Source organism: Acaryochloris sp. CCMEE 5410 (genome assembly GCF_000238775.2).
Lineage (GTDB): Bacteria > Cyanobacteriota > Cyanobacteriia > Thermosynechococcales > Thermosynechococcaceae > Acaryochloris.
Map to the genome: position 1 here is coordinate 585219 of NZ_AFEJ02000001.1, position 21471 is coordinate 606689.

The 21471-nt window shown below is 48.7% G+C and carries 18 protein-coding genes and 1 tRNA gene; 10 read left to right on the forward strand and 9 right to left on the reverse strand.

Going from position 1 to position 21471, the window contains the following annotated elements:
• Nucleotides 1–41 precede the first annotated feature (41 nt).
• Both ON05_RS02565 and ON05_RS02570 read left to right on the forward strand, forming a co-directional pair.
• Nucleotides 42–272, forward strand: coding sequence for a hypothetical protein (locus ON05_RS02565; protein WP_139025855.1), 231 nt, complete (start codon nucleotides 42–44; stop codon nucleotides 270–272).
• On the forward strand, nucleotides 269–571 hold the full coding sequence (locus tag ON05_RS02570) for a hypothetical protein (RefSeq protein WP_010475125.1): 303 nt from the start codon (nucleotides 269–271) through the stop codon (nucleotides 569–571). Before ON05_RS02565 ends, ON05_RS02570 begins: the two co-directional genes overlap by 4 nt.
• Here the strand turns inward: ON05_RS02570 and ON05_RS02575 are convergent.
• The 4 genes from ON05_RS02575 to ON05_RS02590 form a co-directional block, all read right to left on the reverse strand.
• Nucleotides 568–1731 (reverse strand): site-specific integrase, encoded by a 1164-nt coding sequence (locus ON05_RS02575; protein ID WP_010475127.1) that lies wholly within the window; start codon nucleotides 1729–1731, stop codon nucleotides 568–570. The two genes, ON05_RS02570 and ON05_RS02575, sit on opposite strands and share 4 nt — an antisense overlap.
• A 190-nt stretch (nucleotides 1732–1921) precedes the next feature.
• Nucleotides 1922–1994 (reverse strand) — tRNA-Arg (locus ON05_RS02580).
• Nucleotides 1995–2070: 76 nt separating this feature from the next.
• Complete coding sequence (locus ON05_RS02585; RefSeq protein ID WP_010475129.1) at nucleotides 2071–3225, reverse strand: GTP-binding protein; 1155 nt, start codon at nucleotides 3223–3225, stop codon at nucleotides 2071–2073.
• 106 nt (nucleotides 3226–3331) lie between these two features.
• Nucleotides 3332–4603 (reverse strand): glycosyltransferase, encoded by a 1272-nt coding sequence (locus ON05_RS02590; RefSeq protein WP_010475131.1) that lies wholly within the window; start codon nucleotides 4601–4603, stop codon nucleotides 3332–3334.
• 348 nt (nucleotides 4604–4951) lie between these two features.
• Here ON05_RS02590 and hpnJ point away from each other — a divergent pair, with 348 nt between their 5' ends.
• From hpnJ to hpnI, 5 genes are all read left to right on the forward strand, one after another.
• A complete protein-coding gene (gene hpnJ, locus ON05_RS02595; protein WP_010475133.1) occupies nucleotides 4952–6388 on the forward strand; it encodes a hopanoid biosynthesis associated radical SAM protein HpnJ in 1437 nt (478 codons plus the stop codon).
• Nucleotides 6389–6535: 147 nt separating this feature from the next.
• On the forward strand, nucleotides 6536–7405 hold the full coding sequence (locus ON05_RS02600; RefSeq protein WP_010475136.1) for a ferritin-like domain-containing protein: 870 nt from the start codon (nucleotides 6536–6538) through the stop codon (nucleotides 7403–7405).
• A 30-nt stretch (nucleotides 7406–7435) separates the two neighbouring features.
• A complete protein-coding gene (hpnK, locus tag ON05_RS02605) occupies nucleotides 7436–8311 on the forward strand; it encodes a hopanoid biosynthesis-associated protein HpnK (protein WP_010475138.1) in 876 nt (291 codons plus the stop codon).
• Complete coding sequence (locus tag ON05_RS02610) at nucleotides 8308–9141, forward strand: EamA family transporter (RefSeq protein ID WP_010475140.1); 834 nt, start codon at nucleotides 8308–8310, stop codon at nucleotides 9139–9141. Before hpnK ends, ON05_RS02610 begins: the two co-directional genes overlap by 4 nt.
• Nucleotides 9142–9164: 23 nt before the next feature.
• Complete coding sequence (gene hpnI / locus ON05_RS02615) at nucleotides 9165–10316, forward strand: bacteriohopanetetrol glucosamine biosynthesis glycosyltransferase HpnI (protein ID WP_010475141.1); 1152 nt, start codon at nucleotides 9165–9167, stop codon at nucleotides 10314–10316.
• A gap of 1397 nt (nucleotides 10317–11713) precedes the next feature.
• On the opposite strand, the gene hisF is transcribed toward hpnI, so the two are convergent.
• Entirely contained in the window at nucleotides 11714–12481 is a 768-nt protein-coding gene (gene hisF, locus ON05_RS02620; RefSeq protein WP_010475144.1) for an imidazole glycerol phosphate synthase subunit HisF, read from the reverse strand.
• A gap of 69 nt (nucleotides 12482–12550) precedes the next feature.
• Nucleotides 12551–14569, reverse strand: a complete 2019-nt coding sequence (locus ON05_RS02625; RefSeq protein WP_010475145.1) for a right-handed parallel beta-helix repeat-containing protein — start codon at nucleotides 14567–14569, stop codon at nucleotides 12551–12553.
• A gap of 170 nt (nucleotides 14570–14739) precedes the next feature.
• Here ON05_RS02625 and gloB point away from each other — a divergent pair, with 170 nt between their 5' ends.
• A complete protein-coding gene (gloB, locus tag ON05_RS02630; protein WP_010475146.1) occupies nucleotides 14740–15513 on the forward strand; it encodes a hydroxyacylglutathione hydrolase in 774 nt (257 codons plus the stop codon).
• Between the two features lie 17 nt (nucleotides 15514–15530).
• Here the strand turns inward: gloB and mraY are convergent, their stop codons facing one another.
• The 3 genes from mraY to ON05_RS02645 form a co-directional block, all read right to left on the reverse strand.
• Nucleotides 15531–16646 (reverse strand): phospho-N-acetylmuramoyl-pentapeptide-transferase, encoded by a 1116-nt coding sequence (gene mraY / locus ON05_RS02635; protein WP_010475148.1) that lies wholly within the window; start codon nucleotides 16644–16646, stop codon nucleotides 15531–15533.
• A gap of 10 nt (nucleotides 16647–16656) precedes the next feature.
• Complete coding sequence (locus tag ON05_RS02640) at nucleotides 16657–16875, reverse strand: DUF3134 domain-containing protein (RefSeq protein WP_010475150.1); 219 nt, start codon at nucleotides 16873–16875, stop codon at nucleotides 16657–16659.
• 144 nt (nucleotides 16876–17019) lie between these two features.
• On the reverse strand, nucleotides 17020–18948 hold the full coding sequence (locus ON05_RS02645; RefSeq protein ID WP_010475152.1) for an ABC-F family ATP-binding cassette domain-containing protein: 1929 nt from the start codon (nucleotides 18946–18948) through the stop codon (nucleotides 17020–17022).
• A gap of 85 nt (nucleotides 18949–19033) precedes the next feature.
• On the opposite strand from ON05_RS02645, the gene ON05_RS02650 reads away from it, so the two are divergent.
• A complete protein-coding gene (locus ON05_RS02650) occupies nucleotides 19034–19912 on the forward strand; it encodes a DUF72 domain-containing protein (protein WP_010475154.1) in 879 nt (292 codons plus the stop codon).
• Nucleotides 19913–20017: 105 nt separating this feature from the next.
• Nucleotides 20018–21391, forward strand: a complete 1374-nt coding sequence (locus tag ON05_RS02655) for a serine/threonine-protein kinase (RefSeq protein ID WP_010475156.1) — start codon at nucleotides 20018–20020, stop codon at nucleotides 21389–21391.
• Nucleotides 21392–21471 lie beyond the last annotated feature (80 nt).

Here is a 21471-nt window from a genome sequence, read left to right on the forward strand (position 1 = left end):
AAAATGATCAAGTCCTGAAAAGTCCGTCAGAGCAAGGGTCGGTGTCTCTTGATCATCACCATCAGCAAACTGGTGTGAGTCCACCTACACCAGAGCTAAAGGAAGGCGATTGGGTGGAATTATTAACGGGGTATTTTACGGGTCGCCAGGTGCAGGTAGTGGGGTTTCCTCGTAAAAAGCCTGGATGGGTGGAAGTTAAGGGTAAGGCTTGGCTGATCACCAAAGAATATGAGCGCCAGGATGTACGACTAATTCGGAGGGCAACGCCATGACAACTCCCGCCAATTCACAACCCGCTGTTTGGTGCAACAAACATGAGGCCGCTAAGATTGTCGGTCTTTCTGAATCCAGCTTGAAAAAGCTGCGGCTTTCCAATCAACTGATTGAGGGGATTCACTGGGTTCGCTATTCCAGCCGCTGTGTCCGCTATAACGTCGAGCTGATGAAAGACTGGGCCGCAACGCGGATGGATAAAGGCACCCATAACCAGGCGATTGAGAACTTTTTGGGGGCATTGCCCTCCAATCAGCCACCCCCTCGAAGGCGAAGAAAGAAAAAGCGCTCCCCTTAAAATTCAGGCACCACAAGTTCTCGCTTCGTTCCGGCATAGTGCTTGTAAATGATTTCGGGAGAGTTACCCACTAATCCAGCGACATCCTTGGCATCCAAACCATTCTCTAGGGCCAAGGTAATAAAGGTATGACGGGTTTGATAAGGCTTACGGTAGCGAATCTCCTTCAGGTTTCCCAGAATAGTTTTCCAGGCCCGATTCCGAAAATTATGGAAGTCAATTAGCTTGCCACCTGGGCTAGGAAAAACTAGAAGTTCGGGTTCACAGTCCGAGGGTTGGTGAGTGATCAGAAGGTCTCGTAAGGAAGTGTTGCAAGGGAATTGACGACGCTCTTGCGTTTTTAACCCCTTGCGCATTTTTAGGCCATATTCCGTATCTATGGCTGACTGCTCAAAAATAATCAGCTGGAAGTCAGGTGCGATATGTTTCCACTGCAAGGCGATGGCTTCGGACGGTCGGCAGCCCGTTTTAAATAGGAAGCTGACAAAGGGGCCGTAGTGGCCATAATACTGATTCGCTGTAAAAGCCTGAATGATTTGATTACGCTCCTGCTGGGTAAAGGGATCGATCTGTTGCTTTTTTCCATTTTTGGGAAGCTTGAGTTCCTTCGCCATACCGCTAAAGGGATTGACCTCAATTAGATTGCTGTTGGTGGCCCAGTCACAACAGGACGACAGCTGAGTGATCAAGCGCTTGGCTGCATTGGCAGGTTTATGGGCCACAACCCAATCTCGAATTTGGACGGAATCCTCTAGCGATCTCGTTGGTAGTTGTCTTGTGATGACCCGTTCAGCAGTCACTAGCTCTTTTGCTAGATAGTTTGGCGATACGCTAGGGCGTTTGAACTCAACATACTGTTCCCACAGCTGATCAAGGCTGGGCAGGGTGGGTGGTGTTGGGGTAATTGGGGTAATGGAGCTGCGGGTAAATTGAGGCTTGTACTTCTCAAGGGTTTCATCAAAGTTGTCCGAGACGATGTCCAACTCAATTGCTCTGGCCTTCATTTCCGCCAGTTTGCGATGGGTCTGGGAGTCCGATAAGCCCAAACTGAGGTAATGTCGCTTGCCACCGCAAGAAAAGACAAGCTGCAGTCGATCATTCGAGACCTTGATTTTAACGGAACCTTTGCTGGCTTTAGCTTTAGGCGTTTGAGTGTCCATCAAATCTTACTTGGGGTAAAAGCTCTTGTGCCCGGCTTATTTTTACCCCAATTTTACCCCAATTTTTACCCCAATCATGCCCAACGAGGCCCAATTTTAGTACATATGTTCTGTATTTTCGCGATCAAAAAGGGACTCCTGAAACTTAGGAATCCCTGAAAGGGTATATATTTCGAGGTTTTTTCAAAAACGAGCATGGAGGGATTCGAACCCCCGACCCTCAGAACCGGAATCTGATGCTCTATCCACTGAGCTACATGCCCTTATTGGTGTAGATGATTAATCTACCTCGCAAGTATAGCGTTTATGGCTTCAACCCATAAACGCCAGAATCATTTCTTAGCCAAATCCTTTGCTGCTATTGGTGGAATCGGTGGTTAAGCAGTTTTCGATTTGCGATCGCAACTTGTCATGATCCAAATCTTGCCCAATTAACACCAGTTGATTTTTGGGCTCGCCCCGCCAGTCCTCATCATCTAGAGAAAAACGCTTGCCACTTAAGTGAAACACATGACGCTTCTCACTTTCATCAAACCACAGAATCCCCTTTGCTCGGAAAACGTTGAGGGGAAGTTGTTCATCCAAGAAATGCTGGAACTTTCGCACTGAGAAGGGGCGATCGCTCTGGAACGAGAGGGATGTAAACCCATCGTTATCTAAATGATGGGAGTGATGGTCATGATCATGTTCACAATGACCATGGTCGTGATCACAATTGCTGTGGTCGTGATGATCGTGGTCGTGTCCATGATTGTGGTGGTCGTGGTGTCCATGATCGTGGTGGTCGTGATCGTGCCCATGGTCATGGCTGTGGCCATGATCGTTGTGATCATCTTCAAAGTACTTATCGGATTCAAATAGCCCGACACTCAAAATCAGCGGCAGGGAAACCTGACTTTTGGTGGTCCTGATGATCCGAGCACCTTCTCGCATTTCCCGGACGCGCACTTCTAACAGATCCAGATCTGCTTCATCCACCAGATCGGCTTTATTGAGCAAAATAATATCGCCATAGGCAATCTGGCTTTGGGCGGCTTCGCTATTAAACAAGTCCAAACTAAAGTTTTCAGAATCGACCACCGTCACGATTGAATCTAAGCGCGTCACATCCCGCAAATCGGTGCCTAGGAAGGTTAAAGCAACGGGGAGAGGATCCGCTAACCCTGTTGTTTCCACCACCAGATAATCAATCTTGTCGGACCGCTCCAGAACCTTGTAGACCGCTTCGACTAAATCATTATTAATGGTGCAGCAGATACAGCCATTGCTTAGCTCCACCATATCTTCACCAGTGGTGATCAGGAGGTCATTATCAATACCAATTTCACCGAATTCATTGACCAGAACAGCCGTTTTTAAACCTTCTTGATTAGAGAGAATGTGGTTTAACAGGGTTGTCTTTCCACTACCCAAAAAGCCCGTGATAATGGTGACGGGTAACCCGCGCTTATCAGCCGTCATGGTCTGAGTGGGTTCGGAAGTTGTTGTGGTCATAGTCTTGCTCAGAGATACCGCCGCTGAAGAACAGATAAAAGAGTGTAGTCCCTTCCTCTCATACTAAAGGATGGCCCTTTGGGAAAGTCCTAAACTTTAACTAAATCTAAGGTCGTTTGGTGACTCGGTCTGGAATCGCAGCGACTGCCTGCCAAACCGGTAGCAAGTCGTTTTGCAACACCTCTAGCCAAGTGGGCCAATGCTGATCAATATGGGCGAGAGTGGCTTGTTTCATCTGGGCGAGCTGATCCGGGTCGTGATACAGGGATGCGATCGCACCCGCCCAAGTCTCAGGCAAATCGTCTTCAATCACAATGCCATCTTCCCCAGATGCCTGTACCGACTGGTACGCTCCTCCGTGACTAGAAATAATGACCGGCAAGCCGGATGCTTTCGCTTCCACAATCACATTGCCGATGGTCTCTGTTTGGGAAGGAAACACAAACAGATCGGCACTGGCAAAGATGGGGCCCAGCTGATCATGGTCAATGGTGCCTGTTAAGGTCACATGGTTCCCAAGGATAGCCTGCACTTCTTGATCGCTACTGCCTTGACCGACAACGAGGGCATGAACGGGCAGCCCCTGATCCAACAGAATCTTCACGGCTTGGGCAAAGGTAAGGATATTTTTGCAGGCGTCTAGTCGCCCCACAAATAGCAGCAGAAATTTTCCCGGGGGTAGGTTATAGATTTGTTCCAGCCAGGGGCGATCGCGGTGGTGAGGATGAAACAAATCCTTATCAATACCTCGTCGAAGGTGGGAAATTTGGGACTTGGGCAACACGGTATTCACCACCCCAAAGTCTGAAGGCTGAGCGGTGAACACATGGGCACAGGATTGCCAATACCGTTTCTGCCGAGTCACCATCCACTGCTTATACCGTCGGGGGATTTGCAGTTGTTGGGAGAACAGTTGATTCAACCACCCCTGGCCAAAGAGTTTCCCCAGGGCTTGCTCCGTATAGATTCGGGAATATTCCGGGGTATCGGTATGGATGGAGGCGACTAGAGGTTTGCCCTGCTTATGGCAATAGCGCAGGGCTGTTTTACCAAACGTAAATTGGGGATGGGTGATATGGATGATATCAAGTTGGTCTAAATAGGGAACGAGAGCTGGATTAGAGGGGGCAATATCTGTATGGCCGGGTACATCTTTCAGGAAGGTCAGTCGTTCTGTACTAAATCGAGGCGGATGCAAGACATAGCGAACATTAGGGGCAAGTTTGATTTCCTGTGCTTGGTCGCCTAAAAAATGCAGGCTTAATTCAAGCTCTTCTGGCAATGTGGCTGCGGCTTTGGCAAAGGATTCCCAACATTTAACATGCCCACCTGCGGCTTGGTGCCATCTTAAATCTATAAACACCCCAACCGAAACCATATCTCATCCCTTAACTGATCATGATCACAGAATATCGAGCGGTGGCCCCCAACAATAGCGATTTGAAGAAATTAACTGTTTCGCTGGTTGAATCAGGCGGTTGGAAACCCATCCAGAATGCAATTTAAAACTAACGTTTGGTGCTTCAAGGAGCAGAACTGCCATAATATCTATCCCGACTGGATAAATCAACTGCAACCGATACAGAACCTGCGGCCATGCAAGGCCAGTTTTTGATACGCTATGGTTGCTTCAGTGTTCTGGACGTTTGAGGGATGGTCCTCAATTGATGTTTCTAACCTTAGAAACTTCCCTGTGACTGCATCTTTAAAAGTGAGGAGTGAAACTGTGCAGAAAACCTTATTTTTGAGTCCCCCCTCTTTTGATGGATTTGACGGGGGTGCTGGCGCTCGGTATCAAGCCAAACGCGAAATTACTTCCTTTTGGTATCCCACCTGGCTAGCCCAGCCTGCAGCCTTAGTGCCGGGGAGTAAGCTGATTGATGCCCCACCCCATGAACAAACCGTCGAGGATGTGCTTAAGGTCGCCAAAGATTATGACTTGGTGATTATGCACACCAGCACGCCTTCCCTCGCCAATGATGTCAAATGTGCGGAAGCGATTAAGGCCCAGAAGCCGGGTACTCAGGTGGGTTTTATTGGTGCCCACGTTGCCGTTTTACCCGAAGAAACCCTGCGGGATAACCCCATTATTGATTTTGTTTGTCGCAACGAATTTGACTATACCTGCAAAGATGTGGCCGAAGGCCTACCTCTATCAGAGATCAAGGGGCTTAGCTATCGCGACGCAGAGAATCAAATTCAACACAATCCCGAGCGGGACCTGATCCACGACTGGGACGCCATGCCCAGCGTCTTGCCCGTTTATGCTCGCGATTTGGATATCAAAAAGTATTTTATTGGCTATCTTCTCCATCCCTATATTTCCTTTTATACCGGGCGGGGCTGTCCCGCTAAGTGCTCCTTTTGTTTGTGGCCCCAAACCATTGGTGGTCATAATTACCGCGCTAAAAGCCCCGAGGCCGTGGGCAAAGAAATGGAGCAGGCCAAGTACCTGTTTGGGGATACGGTGCGGGAATATATGTTTGATGACGATACGTTCACGATTGATAAACCTCGTGCGATCGCAATTAGTGAACATCTCAAACGTCTCAAACTCACCTGGAGCTGCAATGCTCGGGCCAACCTGGATTACGACACCCTCAAACAGTTACGGGATAACGGACTCCGCCTATTGTTAGTGGGGTTTGAATCGGGCAACCAGCAAATTCTAGACGGCATCAATAAGGGCATCAAACTGGAAGTGGCCCGGAAGTTTATGGCTAACTGTCGCAAACTCGGTATCACCGTCCACGGCACCTTTATTATTGGCCTTCCTAACGAAAGCCAGGAAACCATTGAGGAAACGATTCGGTTTGCCTGTGAGGTGAATCCCCATACCATTCAGGTTTCGATTGCGGCCCCCTATCCCGGCACGGCCCTTTACGCCCAGGCCAAAGAGAACAACTGGTTTAGCGATACCTCTCTACTTGCAGATTCAGGGATTCAAACTTCCACCTTGGCCTATCCCAATCTTTCTAGTGCCGCCATTGAGGATGCCGTCGAGCGCATGTATCGCCGCTTCTACTTCCGGCCCCAAGCGATTATTCCGATTGTGGGTGAGATGCTGGGAGACCCACAAATGTTGGTTCGCCGTCTGCGGGAAGGTCGTGAGTTTTTTGCCTATTTGAAGGAGCGGCAAACTGAGGCGGCTGCTAAAGCTTGAGGCCATAAAGGATCGCCTAACGGTTTGAGTGGCCGATGTAAACCCACCTTACCCCTCCCAGGAGGGGATAGTCGGTGGATAGGGAGAGAGGAAATTCACTATTTTTTAGGAAATCGTTCAATAAATCTTGAGTAAATTTGGGGGGATATGCAAGTGATGATCAAACTGGGCAGCAGGGACCATAAACAACTGTTCTGTCGTAGCTTTTTAGACACCTATTTGGACTACGAGCCAGAAAACTTACCCTGGCCGGATCTCGATCCCGTTTCCTTGGAGCGCTTACGCGGGATTCCCTTTTGGCGGGAAGCCCTCCTAACGGAAAGTGAAGCCGGGGTGATGGTCAGTGCCTTTGCCGAAACCATTACGGACCCCCTGATTAAAGAAGCCGTTGCGCTTCAGGGCCGAGAAGAGCATCGCCATGCCCGCTTATTGCGGCATCTGATTAAGAGGTATGACATTGAAATGTCCCCTCTCCCCGAGATTACCGTTCCCGATCAGATTGAAACGGCCTTTACGGATTTTGGTTTTGGCGAATGCCTGGATTCTTACTTTGCCTTTGGCATGTTTGATTTAGCTCGCCAAGCCCAGTACATGCCAGAGAGCATCTTTAAGATTTTCGATCCGATTTTGGATGAAGAAGCTCGCCATATTGTCTTCTTCGTCAACTGGGTAACCTACCTACATATTCAGCAGGGCTGGAACTTGGAAGGATTGCGCAGTTTTAGAGCCTTCTGGCATTACGGCAAGGCATTAAAGACTTTAATTCAAGCCTTTGGCGGCAGTGCCGCAGACCAGGAAGGCAAGCCCTTTACGGCTTCTGAGGCAGGGCATTTTATGGATGATTTGACGGCCAATCAGTTCTTTAGGACTTGCTTGGATGCCAACCACCAACGGATGCAACGGTTTGATAAGCAGCTTTTACAGCCCCTATTAATGCCTCGGTTATCCAAATTGGCCTTGACCTGCCTGCGATTATGGCCCAGCCGTGATCCGGTTCCGTCGGTCCAGAGAGGCTAGGATGCCCAGGTGGATAAGGGGCAGACAACCATGACTGGCCGACGGTATGTAATCGTCAATGGTGATGATTTTGGGTTTTCCCACGGGGTGAATGAAGGGATTATTCAAGCCCATACCCACGGCATTCTCACCAGTACCAGTCTGATGGTGACGGGGGACGCAGTTGACGAAGCGGTTGACTTGGCTAAACACCATCCAAGTCTGGGGGTGGGTCTGCATGTGGTGTTGGGCTGCGGCAAAGCAGCACTGCCTCCTGAGCAAATTCCCCATTTGGTGGATGAGCAGGGTCGGTTCCCGGATAATCCGGCCCAGGCGGGCTGGCGATACTACTTCAATCAGGCGGCTCGCCGAGAACTGCACCAGGAAATTGAAGCCCAACTCCAGCGCTTTTTAGCAACGGGTCTGCCCCTTTCCCATGTGGATGGACATTTACACCACCATGCGAATCCTGCTGTCCTGGAGGTCTTGTTGGCTTTAGCTCCGAAATACAATATCCCCGTTATCCGGCTTCCCCATGAGGAGTTGACCTATACCTTAAAGGCAGATTTCCAGGGCTGGCTAGCGAAGGGATTGGGTTGGTCCGTGTTTAGCCTGCTGCGTCGCCATGGAGAGAAGGTGTTATCGGGTCAGGGGATACGGTATGCTGAGCGGGTCTACGGGCTTTTGCAATCTGGCGCTGTCACGGAGTCCTATTTGCTGGGATTAATTCCCCAAATTCAGGCCAATGTTGTGGAGCTGTATGCCCATCCTGCGATCGCATATCCCCATGAACCGATCAATGGCCCTGAGGGAGCGGGAGAGCGGGAATTGTCAGCCTTGCTCAGCCAGTCGGTCAAAGACCAGTTGCAAGCCAGTGGATTTCAACTCACTAATTTTCCTGAACTGATTGCTTCAGCCGCATTTTGATCAATTTTCTGCTTATCTTCCTGCTGATCTCTACTCAAGTACTCGGTGATATTTGGCTGAGTCGGGGGATGAAAGTCTTCGGTGAGATCACGTCATTTCATCCGGATGCCCTAGGGCAGTTAGTCGGCTATTTATTCACAAGCCCTTGGATTGGCTTGGGAGTCGTCACTCTTACGGTCTCCATGCTGATTTATCTCGTATCCCTGACCCGACTGGATATGAGCTTTGTGCTACCGATGCATGCCTTTAGCTATGTGCTCAATGCCTTGATGGCTTGGCTCATTTTGAAGGAGCCAGTCTCTTTAGCCCGTTGGTTGGCGGCAATTTTTATCTCCTTGGGCGTGTTTATTGTGGGTTGGAGTAAGCGAATAGACGATCGCAAGGCTCAGCTGCAGAAAGACACTGATCCGAATATGAAGTCCTCTTGGATGCTGCTGCTGCCCTTAAGTTTTTACTTGCCTAAGATGTGGTTAGGGGTATTGGTGCTAGTCTTGGCAGACTGTACGGCGGATATCTTAGTGGCCCGTGGCGTCAAGAAAATTGGCAAATTTTCAGCTCGCTCTTTGACTTCCATTTTGCAGTGGCTAAAAAGTGTATTTGTGAATCCAGGGGTACTGATCGGGGTGGCAAGCTATACGGTTTCGTTTTTGATGTTTATTTCCCTCTTGAGCTGGGCTGATATTAGCTTGGTTCGCCCGGCTACCGGCTTGGGTTACATTATCAATCTCTGTGGTGCCCACTTTATTCTGAAGGAGCATATTTCTCCGGGACGGTTAGCTGGCATTATTGTCATTGGTTGGGGTGTGGGCATTATTTCTTTAACGGGTTAGGCCCCTGTTTCCATGTTGGGTGTATGACTGCTTATCTTCCTTGGCTGATCTTTCCGTTTTGCTGCACGGCGGTACTGTACTACTGCTATGCCATTTATGCGACGGTCGATTTTTTCCATCAAGACCATCGGGTTGATCCTGACTTTCATCCTCCGGTGACCATCCTCAAACCCCTATGTGGTGTGGATGTGAATACCTATGAGAATTTGGCCTCCTTTTGCCATCAGGATTATGCCCAGTATCAAGTCATCTTTAGTGTGCGCGAGGCGACGGACCCCTGTCTCCAGGTTGTAGAGCAGCTCATCCAAGCATTTCCTGAAGTGGATATTGAATTGGTGGTGTGCGATCTCACCATTGGTACCAACCTGAAAGTCAGCAACCTAGCCAATGGGGTAAAGAAGGCCAAACATGACGTAATTGTGCTGGCCGACTGCGACATTTTGGTCCAACCTGATTATTTACAGCAAATTGTTCAGCCCCTAGCAAACCCTGAAGTGGGCGTGGTAACTTGCCTCTATAATTCTTGGGCCAAGGGGTGGTTGGCGGGGTTTGAAGCCTTGGGGATTGCCACCCGCAACCATGCCAATGTTTTAGCAGCCCATAAGCTAGAAGGGATGCATTTTGCCTTTGGCTCCACTATTGTGATTCGGCAAGCGGCCTTAGCCAAGATTGGAGGTTTTGCGGCCTTAGCCGATCACTTGGCTGATGATTTCCATATGGGCAATTTGCCCACTCAAGTGGGCTATCAGGTTGTTTTGTCCCCCTATATTGTGGAACATCAACTGGCGACCACAAATTTATCTGAGTTCTTTCATCGACAAGCTCGGTGGGCTCGGTGTGTCCGCGTAGAGCGTTTTTGGGGCTACGTGGGGTTGCTGTTCACCTTCGGCACCACAAGCGGAATCTTTTTTTTGCTGGCAACTCAAGGGTCCATGTTGGGGTGGTCTGTACTGGTCGTTATGCTAGCCAGCCGCTGGATAATGGCTTGGGTGATTGCGATTTACTATCTTCATGATCGGGTGGCTCAGAGACTATGGTGGTTGGTCCCCCTTCGGGACTTGATCAACTTTGCCATTTGGGGCTATGGAATGGTGGGAACGACGGTGGAATGGCGTGGATATCGGTATAAGCTGCGCAAAAATGGCAAGCTTACCCAAATTATCTCCACTGGGTAGTGTTTTCTGGCTTTTTTATTGCCTGGCAATTCAACGATAAAACAAACCCCTGCTAGCTATCAAAACTAGCAGGGTACTTTAATCTACGGGTGATCAATAAGCGCTTTTACGCGTACTGAGAAGCATTAATTCGGTCGAGTGACTTGAATATTTGATTGCACAGGATATTGGGCATTTTGGTTGGAATTAAAGACGTTAAAGACCAAAACAAGACAATAAGCAAAAATTAGCGTTAATTCAATGGTTACCAGTTTCCAGATTTGCATTTTCCCCCCTAAAAAAGACAAGGTTTAGACAAGATTTATCTAGGATAACGCATATAAAAAAAACAATGATTATTAAAATCTTAAAAAAGGAATAGTGTATCAGTTAATACAATTTTTATTATTCCAGAAGCAATATCTAGTAATGCTTTTATGCGTTTATCCCTGATAATAGAAAATTGCAATATTAGTCTTTTTTGGTAGAATAAAAACAATATCAACTGCTTATTTCACCTAGAAGAAAGGCGCAAATAAAAAAGATGGCTTGACCAAGTAGCGATAGTATTAGATCTTTTCTGAAATTCGTGTGTAATTGTTTTAATTTTGTTAAATATATTAATGTTTGGCCCTAATTAAGTAAAAAGAGTATTCCCATTTTTAGCTGATCTTGATCAAACACCTCCCTTGATCCAGAAGATGCACGATGAGAATTACCTAGGGATCCTCTCAGGCATTACCTTTGAGGCTTGTTAGTTCAGGAACACAAGATATTAATGGCCAAGCCAGGAGCATTTGGATTACGGAAAGGCAGATGTTTGCAGAGAAATCCAAGGTCGGAGAGGTACTCAGATATTCCTGATTGTGGTTGTTAATCACTCAAAATAGTGCGGTTATGAGCCCTCTTCTCAAGAAGACCAACCACCATAAACAATATTTGGTGCTTTTACAGGGAAAAGAGCTGAGACTAAGCAGCTATAGAATTGAAAATGTTTAGAACCGAAGATTTAAGCTAATTTGCAGCAGTCAAGGAGCCTAGTTGATGTTTCGTTAACCTAAATCTTGAAACTTGGATGATGAACTGAGATGATTTTAAAAGATTGAAGAGAAATGGGAGACAACCATAAGGGGCAGGTTAGAGACCTGAGCAGAAACGGATTCTCCACCCGTTATATATCCCATGCAACCATCCATTAGCATATAAACTGCTACGAGGCCGATTGCAGACACAGCGACGAGTACCCCCGCAAAGATGAGAGACTTCTCACTGGAGTGGTGAGCCGTCTTCATTAATTGCAAGGACCACATCACAAGTCCAATAGCACCGACAAGCAGAATAATCATAACTTTACTAATTTTAATAAAATTAAAGACTAATCCACCACAAATCTGTGATTTTACAGTTTGATTTAAGAATTAAGACAGGCGGATCGGAACTCTGTGATCCTGCAAATGAGTTTTTATTTCAGCAATAGAGAGCTGCCCGTAGTGCAGTAGGGATGCTAGCAAAGCCGCTTCAGCCTTACCGTCTGTCAAGGCTTCCCGAATATGATCACAGGTGCCCGCGCCACCAGACGCGATTACGGGGATCTCGACTTGTTCGGCAATGGTGCGAGTCAGTTCCAGGTCATACCCGGCTTGGGTGCCATCACCATCCATACTGGTGACTAAGAGTTCTCCTGCACCGCGCTCTTCCATTTCCTTCGCCCATGCAATCGCATCTAAACCTGTGTTATCGCGACCGCCACGCACAAAGACATCCCAGCCGGAATTGCCGTCCCCACGCCTACGGGCATCTATGGCCACGACAATGCATTGCCGACCAAATCGTTCGCTAGCCTGGTTTACAAAGTCGGGATTACGGACGGCGAAAGAGTTTAAGCTGACTTTATCGGCTCCAGCTCGTAACAGCTTTTTAATCGTGTCTAAGGATTGGATCCCACCGCCTACGGTCAGGGGAATAAAGACGGCTTCGGCAGTCCGGTACACCACATCAAAGATAATGTTGCGATCTTCATGGGTGGCGGTGATGTCTAGGAACACTAACTCATCGGCTCCAGCCTCGTTATATATTTGGGCGAGTTCAACCGGATCTCCAGCATCCTTTAGGTTGACGAAATTCACCCCTTTAACGACTCGTCCAGCTTTAACGTCTAAACAAGGCAAAATTCGCTTGGCTAGCATGGCTCATACTCTTGCAACGGGATAGGGCAGGAGTGTTCGGTGGACATCCTGGCCAAGTATTATCCTAAGCTACTCAGCCCTATTTTTTGATTCGGATGATTCTATCGGCCAGAGAGGCCAGTGCACTGTACCTGCTTGGGGCCAGTTTTGGAATGGACCTGGAAAACGAGGGGCATTACTGATCGGCGTCCCCCAGAAGTCTTGACTGGGAAGGGGCAAGGAGGGAATGGCTAGTTGAGGAACGACGGTTGGATCGGCGACCTCTAAATTGGGCGTATTGACCCCTAATGTAATCGCTCCCTGGACAATGGCACCATTCACAACCTCCCCCCCCTGAATTAAAGGCGCAACGCTATTCGTGTCATTCCCGGTTAGCTGCTGCCACCAAGGTAACGGTAAAGCGAGGGTCTGGCTCCACTGCTCGAAATTAGGTTGTTCTGCCTTGGGAAGTTGCCCTGTTGAAAAAGCTTTCTCTAGGGTGGCAACAATGGATTCTCGTTCCACAAATTTAGACCGGTGGTTCCAGACAAATCGGTGAGGGGCTTGGCCTTCCCACTGCCATAGGGTGCCATTAATCAGCAGATTGTAGTCAGATTTGTTATCTATTTCGGGTTCAGAAGGGAACGGCAAGCTCATATGACCGCGATAGTTATCGACAAAAACATTGCCGTAAACCCGCTGTCCTCTTGTAGCCGCTTGCTCAGAAGTCCCATCTGCTTTGGCATACCGGCGATTGGTAACCGTTCGCATATACACGCCAAAGTGAGTGTTGGCCTGTAACCAGTTGTGGGCGATGGTGACCCCGCTGGCATCGTGAGTATAGATGCCTTCTCCTAGGACTGTAAAAGCAACCACATTGTTATCCACTAAAATGGGGCCGCCTCCCAATTCGATGAAAATGCCAGCCCCTTGATTCCCCAATACAAGATTGCGGCTGACACGCGCATCTCGGTAGACGTTATCGACCCAAATGCCAAAGCACTCATTGTCGCGGAGGACATTGCCAATAATCTGGCCATCTACAAACCCATGAACTTTGATCCCCCCTGTTTCTGGCGCTTTAAAGCCTAAACGGTTATTGCGTTCAATCACGTTGTAGGCAATCAAGGATGCAGTTTGATTCCAACCCGCAATTCCCCCTGCACCGTTGTCCGTCACCCGATTATGCCGAATCACGTGATAGCCCACGCCCTCCGGGATCGGTTGCTCTAAGCCATCAATGTCATAGCGTCCTTCACTACCACTATCAATTCCCAGGCTTTTAGCAAAGCGAACGGTGTTGTTTTCAATCAGCCAATGATGTCCTGAGCGGGTACTCAAAATGCCTGCTTGAGGAGATTGACTGCGCCAAAATCCGCTGGGAAAGGGGTTGGCCCCATGCTCCATCACAAATCCACGAACATGGATATAGCCTAATCCGCGAATTTTGGGGGCAAAGACGGCTCGACGGGTGCTGACTTCTAGCAAAGGAGGCTTTGAGACGGGATAAGCCTGGTCTAGGTGAACTTTCAGCCAACGTTGTTGGGGATCGAAATACCAAGTTCCGGGTTGGGAAGTCAGGGTTTCTTGATCGAGCACTTGGCGTAGGGGCAAACTTTGGCAAAAAACTTGACCGCGTAAATACCCTTTTGGCATTCGCTCCAGCTGCTTGGTGAATGGATCTGTATCTGGAAACAGGTTCTTGGGCAAGGGTCCTTCCCAATCAGCGGATAAGGTGGATGACCCGTGTGCGGAAACGGGCGTTGCTGACCAAACCTCTGACCCTCGGAGGACGACAGTTTCTCCGGGGGCAGCTTCATAGACAATTGGCTGATCCGGGTTTCCACTCCTAGGAGGAATGACTCGCTCTCGGTAAATACCGGCATGTACCAGGATGGTCTCCCCGGGCCGAGCCTGCTGAGCAGCGGCATTAATGGTCCGAAGCGGCTTATTCTCGGTGCCAGGGTTGCGGTCTGATGCAGCGGGATGTTGCTGGGCAACAACTAGCTGATGATTGGGTTCTGCTCGAAGATTCCATGAGTTTAAGCCCCAAAGACAGACTGTCAGAAGGAGGGACAGCAAAATGAAGGGAATTTTTTTGCAGCGCATTGTTCAAGGATGATTAACAAAACCGATATGCCTAGTTAAATCCTATGCAACAAAGGATGGTGTGATTGGAGTCGCAAGGTGGCTGATGTCAGCAGTGCAACCCAGCTTTCAACAGCGGTTGGAGTCGCAAAATAATAAGATGTCAGAGATATAGAATTTTGCGATCGCCCATGCAAATCCACCGACTACCGGCCTTTTCCGATAACTACATTTTTATCCTCCATGATCCTGGGCAGAATATTGCCGCCGTGGTTGATCCAGCCGATCCTCAGCCCGTACTGAAGAAATTGGCAGAGTTGGGGGCTGAGCTGGTCGCCATCTTCAATACTCATCACCATTCGGATCATGTGGGGGGCAATCGAACCCTCCTCCAGGCTTTTCCCAACACCGTTGTTTATGGAGGAGAGCAGGATCGAGGTCGGATTCCCGGCCAGCAACACTTTCTAAAAGAAGGCGATCAAGTCTCTTTTGCCCATCGTAGGGCTGATGTTTACTTTGTCCCCGGTCATACCCGAGCCCATATTGCCTATTACTTCCCCCCTGCTGCAGGCGAAGAATGGGGGGAACTGTTTTGCGGTGATACCTTGTTCGCAGGAGGCTGTGGACGTTTGTTTGAAGGCACCCCAGCCCAAATGGTGAACTCTTTAAGTAAGCTGCGCAATTTACCGGAGACCACCCGAGTTTGGTGCGCCCACGAATATACCCTCAAAAATTTACAGTTTGCCCTGACAGTAGATTCAGACAATTCACACCTAAAAAATCGCTTTAAACAGGTGCAAGACGCTCGGAATCTATCCCAACCGACTGTTCCCTCTGACATCGGCTTGGAGAAACAGACCAATCCCTTCCTGCGGTGGGATCAGCCCCATTTAATCATCCATACCAAAAGCAATACCCCGGTCCAGTGCTTTGCACGGCTACGGGGCATGAAAGATCAGTTTTAATAGGTGTAATAAAAGAGCTAGCTCAGGGCATTAAGGCCGCAGGCTGCCACCGCTAAAACGGCAACACAGGCGTAGAACGTAGACACAACTCGGACTTCCGGCCAGCCAGATTGCTCGAAATGATGGTGAATGGGGGACATTTTGAACAGGCGTTTACCCACCCCATCTGGCCCCTTGGTGGCTTTATAGTAGGTGACTTGGGCAATCACGGATAAAGATTCCACCAAAAATAGGCCACTCAGAATCAGCAAGGCCCAGAGGGTATTCGTAATTAACCCGACTGCCGCCAAGGCGCCGCCTAACGCCAAAGATCCGGTATCCCCCATAAAGACTTGGGCCGGATTATGGTTGTGGGCCAAAAATCCTAAACAGCTTCCCGAAAAGCAGGAGCAAAAGATCATTAGTCCCGGCCAACTCGGTGCAACCACAAGGGCAAGTCCGAGGAATGCGATCGCACTGGTGCCCGCCGCTAATCCATCCATACCATCCGTTAAGTTAACGGCGTTACTTTCAGCAGCTACGACAAAGGTGGAGATAGCCAAAAACAGCACGCCGATTGGAAGGCTGAGCCCAAAGGGTAAAGCCAACCCAGTAATGTCTGAGCGGGTTAAAAAGAGCCACAATCCAAAGATCAGACCACTGCCTAATTCGATGCCCAATCTCAACTTTGCCGAGATACCCTTGTTGGATTTTTTGCGCAGGATTTGCCAGTCATCAAACCAGCCCACCAAACCTAAACAGAGGGTGAGCAGGACTGCTGCGGATACTTCGAGTAAGTTAACGCTAGTGGCGGCGACCCAAGCCCAACTCAATACCAAAGCCACCGGCATAAAGAAAATGCCGCCCATGGTGGGGGTGCCTGCTTTTTTTAGGTGACTCTGGGGACCGTCTTCTTGGATGACTTGGGATGCTTTGAGGGATCGCAACATTGGAACAGCCCAAAAGCCCAATAGCGTAACCACAAGGGTGCTAGTCCACAGAGGGGCCACAATCGTTAAAGCAGGAGTGTCAATACGGCCGGAGTAAATATCGGTGGCTAAAGCGACTCCACTGAGACACAGGAGTAATAACCAATACAAATTACGGCCAGCCCCAGATCGGGTTGACGCAGTGGTCTTATTTGCAAGGACCATGTTTTTTTACTTATTCCTCATCGTCATCCGCATCGTCATCGCCCCCCATCAGGGCATTGATTTCTTCGCTTTCATCTTCTTCTAAGACCGTTTTGGCCCGTTCCTGGGTATCTCGATCCATTAACCGCCCCGATCCTTCCAGCCATCCCAGGATGGATGCATCTTGTCGGGACTCCATGATCGGAGCTTTCTGTTCGCGAGGTTGTTCACGGAGAGATGGATTTTCCATTGTTTTTGATGACGAAAATGATTATGCTTGCGCGGATGCCGCTTCTTATCTTACTCAGATAATGGGGATTTGGCACTCTTCAAGCATAGAGCGCTATCAAGCCGAGGAAAAATTTCCTGATCGTTAAATAAAAATCCCTTAACCCTACGATTCCAATTCGGCTAACTCCATCCAGCGCTCTGTGGCAGTCTCAATCTCTGCTTCCAAGGTGGCGAGTTGATCAGAAAGCTGTTGCACCTCGGAAAAATCACTGGGAGGTGAACCGTATAGGGTTTTCTCTAGTTTGGCTTTCTTCGCTTCCAATTCCGGGATTTTATCTTCCAGACTGGCAAACTCCCGGCGCTCGTAATTAGACAGGCGACGTGACCGAGAAGATGATTGGGGCTTCCCCTTTGCTTTTTCGGGGACAGATTCAGGTGGATTTTCTTTTTCCTTGGGTTGGCTCAGCTCTGCTTCTACTTCAGACTGCTTGATATCCAAATAAATAGAATAGTTGCCGGGATAGCGACGAACTTGAGAATCCTCTAGAGCAAAGATATAGTCTACGGTCCGATCCAGAAAATAGCGGTCGTGAGATACAACAATGACGCAACCATTAAAGTCTTCGAGATACTCTTCCAAAACTGCTAATGTCTGGACATCTAAATCATTAGTAGGCTCATCCAAAATCAGCACATTGGGGGCACTCATTAGTATCCGTAGTAAAAACAGCCGCCGTTTTTCTCCCCCAGATAGCTTGTGAATAGGGGCATACTGCTGATTACCTGGGAACAAGAATCGCTCCAGCATCTGGGAGGCCGAAATCTGACTGCCATCCGCCGTTTTGACAAACTCCCCGACCTCTTTGATGTAATCAATCACTCGCTGCTCCTGATTGGCTGCAGCCACCAGTTCATCAGAATGTTGGTCAAAATAGCCGATATGAATCGTGGTGCCTATCTCGACTTGCCCGGAATCTGGCTCCACCCGCCCCGTCATAATATTCATTAAGGTGGATTTGCCAGTGCCATTGCCACCAATAATGCCAATGCGATCTTCAGGGCTAAATTCGTAGGAAAAGTCCTGAATCAACGTTCGATCACCATAGCCCTTGGAAATCTGGGCAAGCTCAATCACCTTTTTGCCAATCCGACGCCCCGGCGTGTCGATATCGACTTTGCCCTGGGCTTCCTTAAAGGTTTGATCCTGCATGGCATGGATCCGGTCAATCCGAGCCTGCTGTTTAGTGCTGCGGGCCTTTGGCCCCCGTTTCAGCCATTCCAGCTCCCGCCGCAGGACGCCCTGATGTTTCCGCTGGCTCTTAGCGGCTGCCGTCTCAGCCAAAGCCTTCTTCTCTAGGTAATAGGAATAGTTGCCCGAGTAGGTATACAAGTCCCCCCGATCAATCTCCAGAATCCGATTGGTGACCTGATCCAAAAAGTAGCGATCGTGGGTAATCAGCAGCAGTGCCCCTCGATAGCGCTTCAGGTAGCTCTGCAACCATTCCACCGATTCCGCATCTAGATGGTTGGTGGGCTCATCCATCAGCAGCAAGTCTGGTTCAGAAAGTAGGGCCGTTGCCAGGGCAATGCGCTTGCGATAGCCACCCGACAAACCCCCGACTTTGGCCTCAAAGTCCGTAATCCCCAACTTGCTCAAAATAATTTTGGCGTTGGTCTCCAGCTCCCAAGCCCCCGTCGTCTCCATCTGAGCAGATATTCCGGCCAGCTTCGCCATCAGGTTTTCGAGTTCGGCTCCCTCCACCTGAGACATTTGGTGGGACAAGTCCTCGTAGGTGCGGACGAGCTGCATCTGCTCACTACTGTCGTTAAACACCTGATCAAGCACAGTGCGTTCGTCGTCCAGATCGGGTTGTTGGGGCAGATAGACAATGGTTGCTCCAGAGTTGACCTGGCGTTTGCCCCCATCAATGGATTCCATCCCAGAAATCATTTTTAGGACCGTGGACTTGCCCGATCCATTCACACCGATCAGACCAATTTTGTCATCGGGTTCAATGCTAAAGCTGGCCTCTCGCAGAATTTCCTTGATGCCAAAATCCTTGCGAATTCCCTGCAGCGTTACAATGCTCATCTGATTTGTGGTGAGATAATAAGGAGATTTCCCTCTTGAGAAATGGGTCTCAAGGAAGCAAACACTCCAATTGTAGGGGGAAACCATGACTGCATCATTATCTGAACACCAGGGTGATTTCTATTTAGGCTGCGCTATCTGGGCCTATAAGGGTTGGCTAGGGGATTTTTACCCCCAGGGCAGTTCTGCTAGTCGGTTGTTACCGCTTTATGCTGAACGGCTAACGACGGTTGAAGTTAACGCTACGTTTTATTCCACCCCATCTCCTGAAACGGTCCATCGCTGGGCGGAGCAAACCTCAGATTCCTTCCGATTCTGCCCCAAGTTTCCCCGCACCGTTTCCCATGCTGGCCTTTTACAACCCCATCTTGATGAAGCGGTTGATTTTATCCAGCTTATGCAAGGCTTAGGCCCTCGCTTGGGGCCGCTGTTTGTTCAGCTTCCTCCCAGTTATGGTCCACAACAATTGTCGGATTTAGAAACGTTCCTGACAGAGATAAAGCCATCTGATGTGCCCCTAGCTGTGGAAGTGCGGCATCCGCAATGGTTTCAGCCGCCTTATGCAGATCAGCTCAATGATTTGTTGAGTTCACTCCAAATCGGCAGAGTATTGCTGGACTCGCGTCCCATTTATCAAGGACCGGATGATCCACAAGTGCATTCTCAACGGCGTAAACCGAAGCTACCCCTGCAGCCTGCGACCACAGCTCCCTTTACGGTGGTGCGCTATATCAGCCATCCGCAAAGGGAATTAAATGATCTGTTTCTGGACAATTGGGTCAATATTCTGCAGATGTGGCTGCGACAAGGGATTGATACTTATTTCTTTGTCCATTGTCCTTTGGAAGAACAGTCGCCTAGAACCGCTCAGTTGTTTCAACAGCTGTTGCAAGAACAGATCACGATTCCACCGTTACCGTGGGATCAACTCACACCTCCTTCCACCCAGCTCAGTTTGTTTTGAAATAATCTCACTGGCAGAACGGAAATCTATTCCCCAGTAAACGCTTGAAAATGGCGATTATTTTTTCGCGAGCTAAAATAGAAATATCATCAATTTCTGTAAAAAATGGAATTATTACTTCACCAATCTGGTGAACAAGCTGCCCAACGCTACGAGATTTTAGACGTTTTGGGACAGGGTGGAAGTGGTATTACCTATCGAGCCAAAGATCGGCTTACGGATCAACAGGTAGCCTTAAAAGTTTTACAGTTACGCCAAGCAGAAAACTGGAAAAAAATAGAACTTTTTGAGCGAGAAGCCCAAGTCTTATCCCAACTAGACCACCCAGCTATTCCCCAGTACTTCGACTATTTCCAAGTTGACCTGCTTGAAGATCGGCAGTTTTATATCGTCCAAAACCTAGCTGAAGGAACCTCCCTTGCTGATTTGGTCCACGAAGGTTGGCGAGCTAGCGAAGACGAAGCTAAACAGGTTGCCGAACAGGTTTTGGAGATTTTGACTTATCTCCATACCCTGCCCTCGCCTGTGATTCATCGAGATATCAAGCCTCGAAATTTAATTCAGCAGGATAATCAACAGATTGTCCTCGTCGATTTTGGGGCCGTTCAGGTTAGAGAGCATGGCTCAGAAACCTATGGCAGCACTGTGGTTGGCACCTATGGCTACATGGCCCCAGAACAATTTCGGGGCAAAGCAACTCCGGTGACGGATTTATATGGGTTGGCAGGGACACTGTTATTTTTGCTGACAGGACGACCTCCCACAGCCTTACCGGAGCATCACTTTAAAATCGATTTTCGCGATGAAATTGAGGTATCTACGGCCTTTGCTAATTGGATAGAGATGATGCTGGCTCCCATGCCAGAGGATCGATTTGAGTCTGCCGCAGAGGCGCTGGCCGTTCTCAAAGGTGAAAAAAGCATTGAAGACTGTAAAAGCGGTATCGCTCCTCAACCTGCAGGAAGCAAAGTCAAGCTGGAACGCAGTCGAGATCGCATGATCATCAATATCCCTACGATTAAATTGGGTCCCAATAGCCTGTTTACAGCGTTACTCAGTATCGGCATGATGGGCCTTGGTGTCAGTATTATGTGGTTGCCATTCTCTCCAGACGTGATTTCTAATGTTCCGGCAATGGTCTTCTGTTCTGGTTGTGGATTGCCTTTGATTGCCGCAGGCGCGATATTTTTGGCTGAAGTGATTACCCGGCTCACACAGTTTCAATTAGAAATCAATCGAACTCAATTTAGGCTGTGTTGGTCCTTGTTGGGGATAAAACATCAAACTTCGGGAAATACGGCTGATGTCGATCAAATTACTTTGATTACTAAACGATTACCCTGGGAAGAAAATAACACGACCAAACTCTGCCAGATACGAGCTGGCTTAGATATTTATCAGTTTGGTAGGGAGCTTGAAGACTCAGAAAATAAGTGGTTAATGACTGAGCTGCGAGACTTCTTCCAACTGAGTGATTAACAGCTCATAATTGTTCAGATCGGTTTTAGGACGAGCTTATGACATTGTTAACTGCCTTCCCAGTTCAAGTTCCTGAAGCT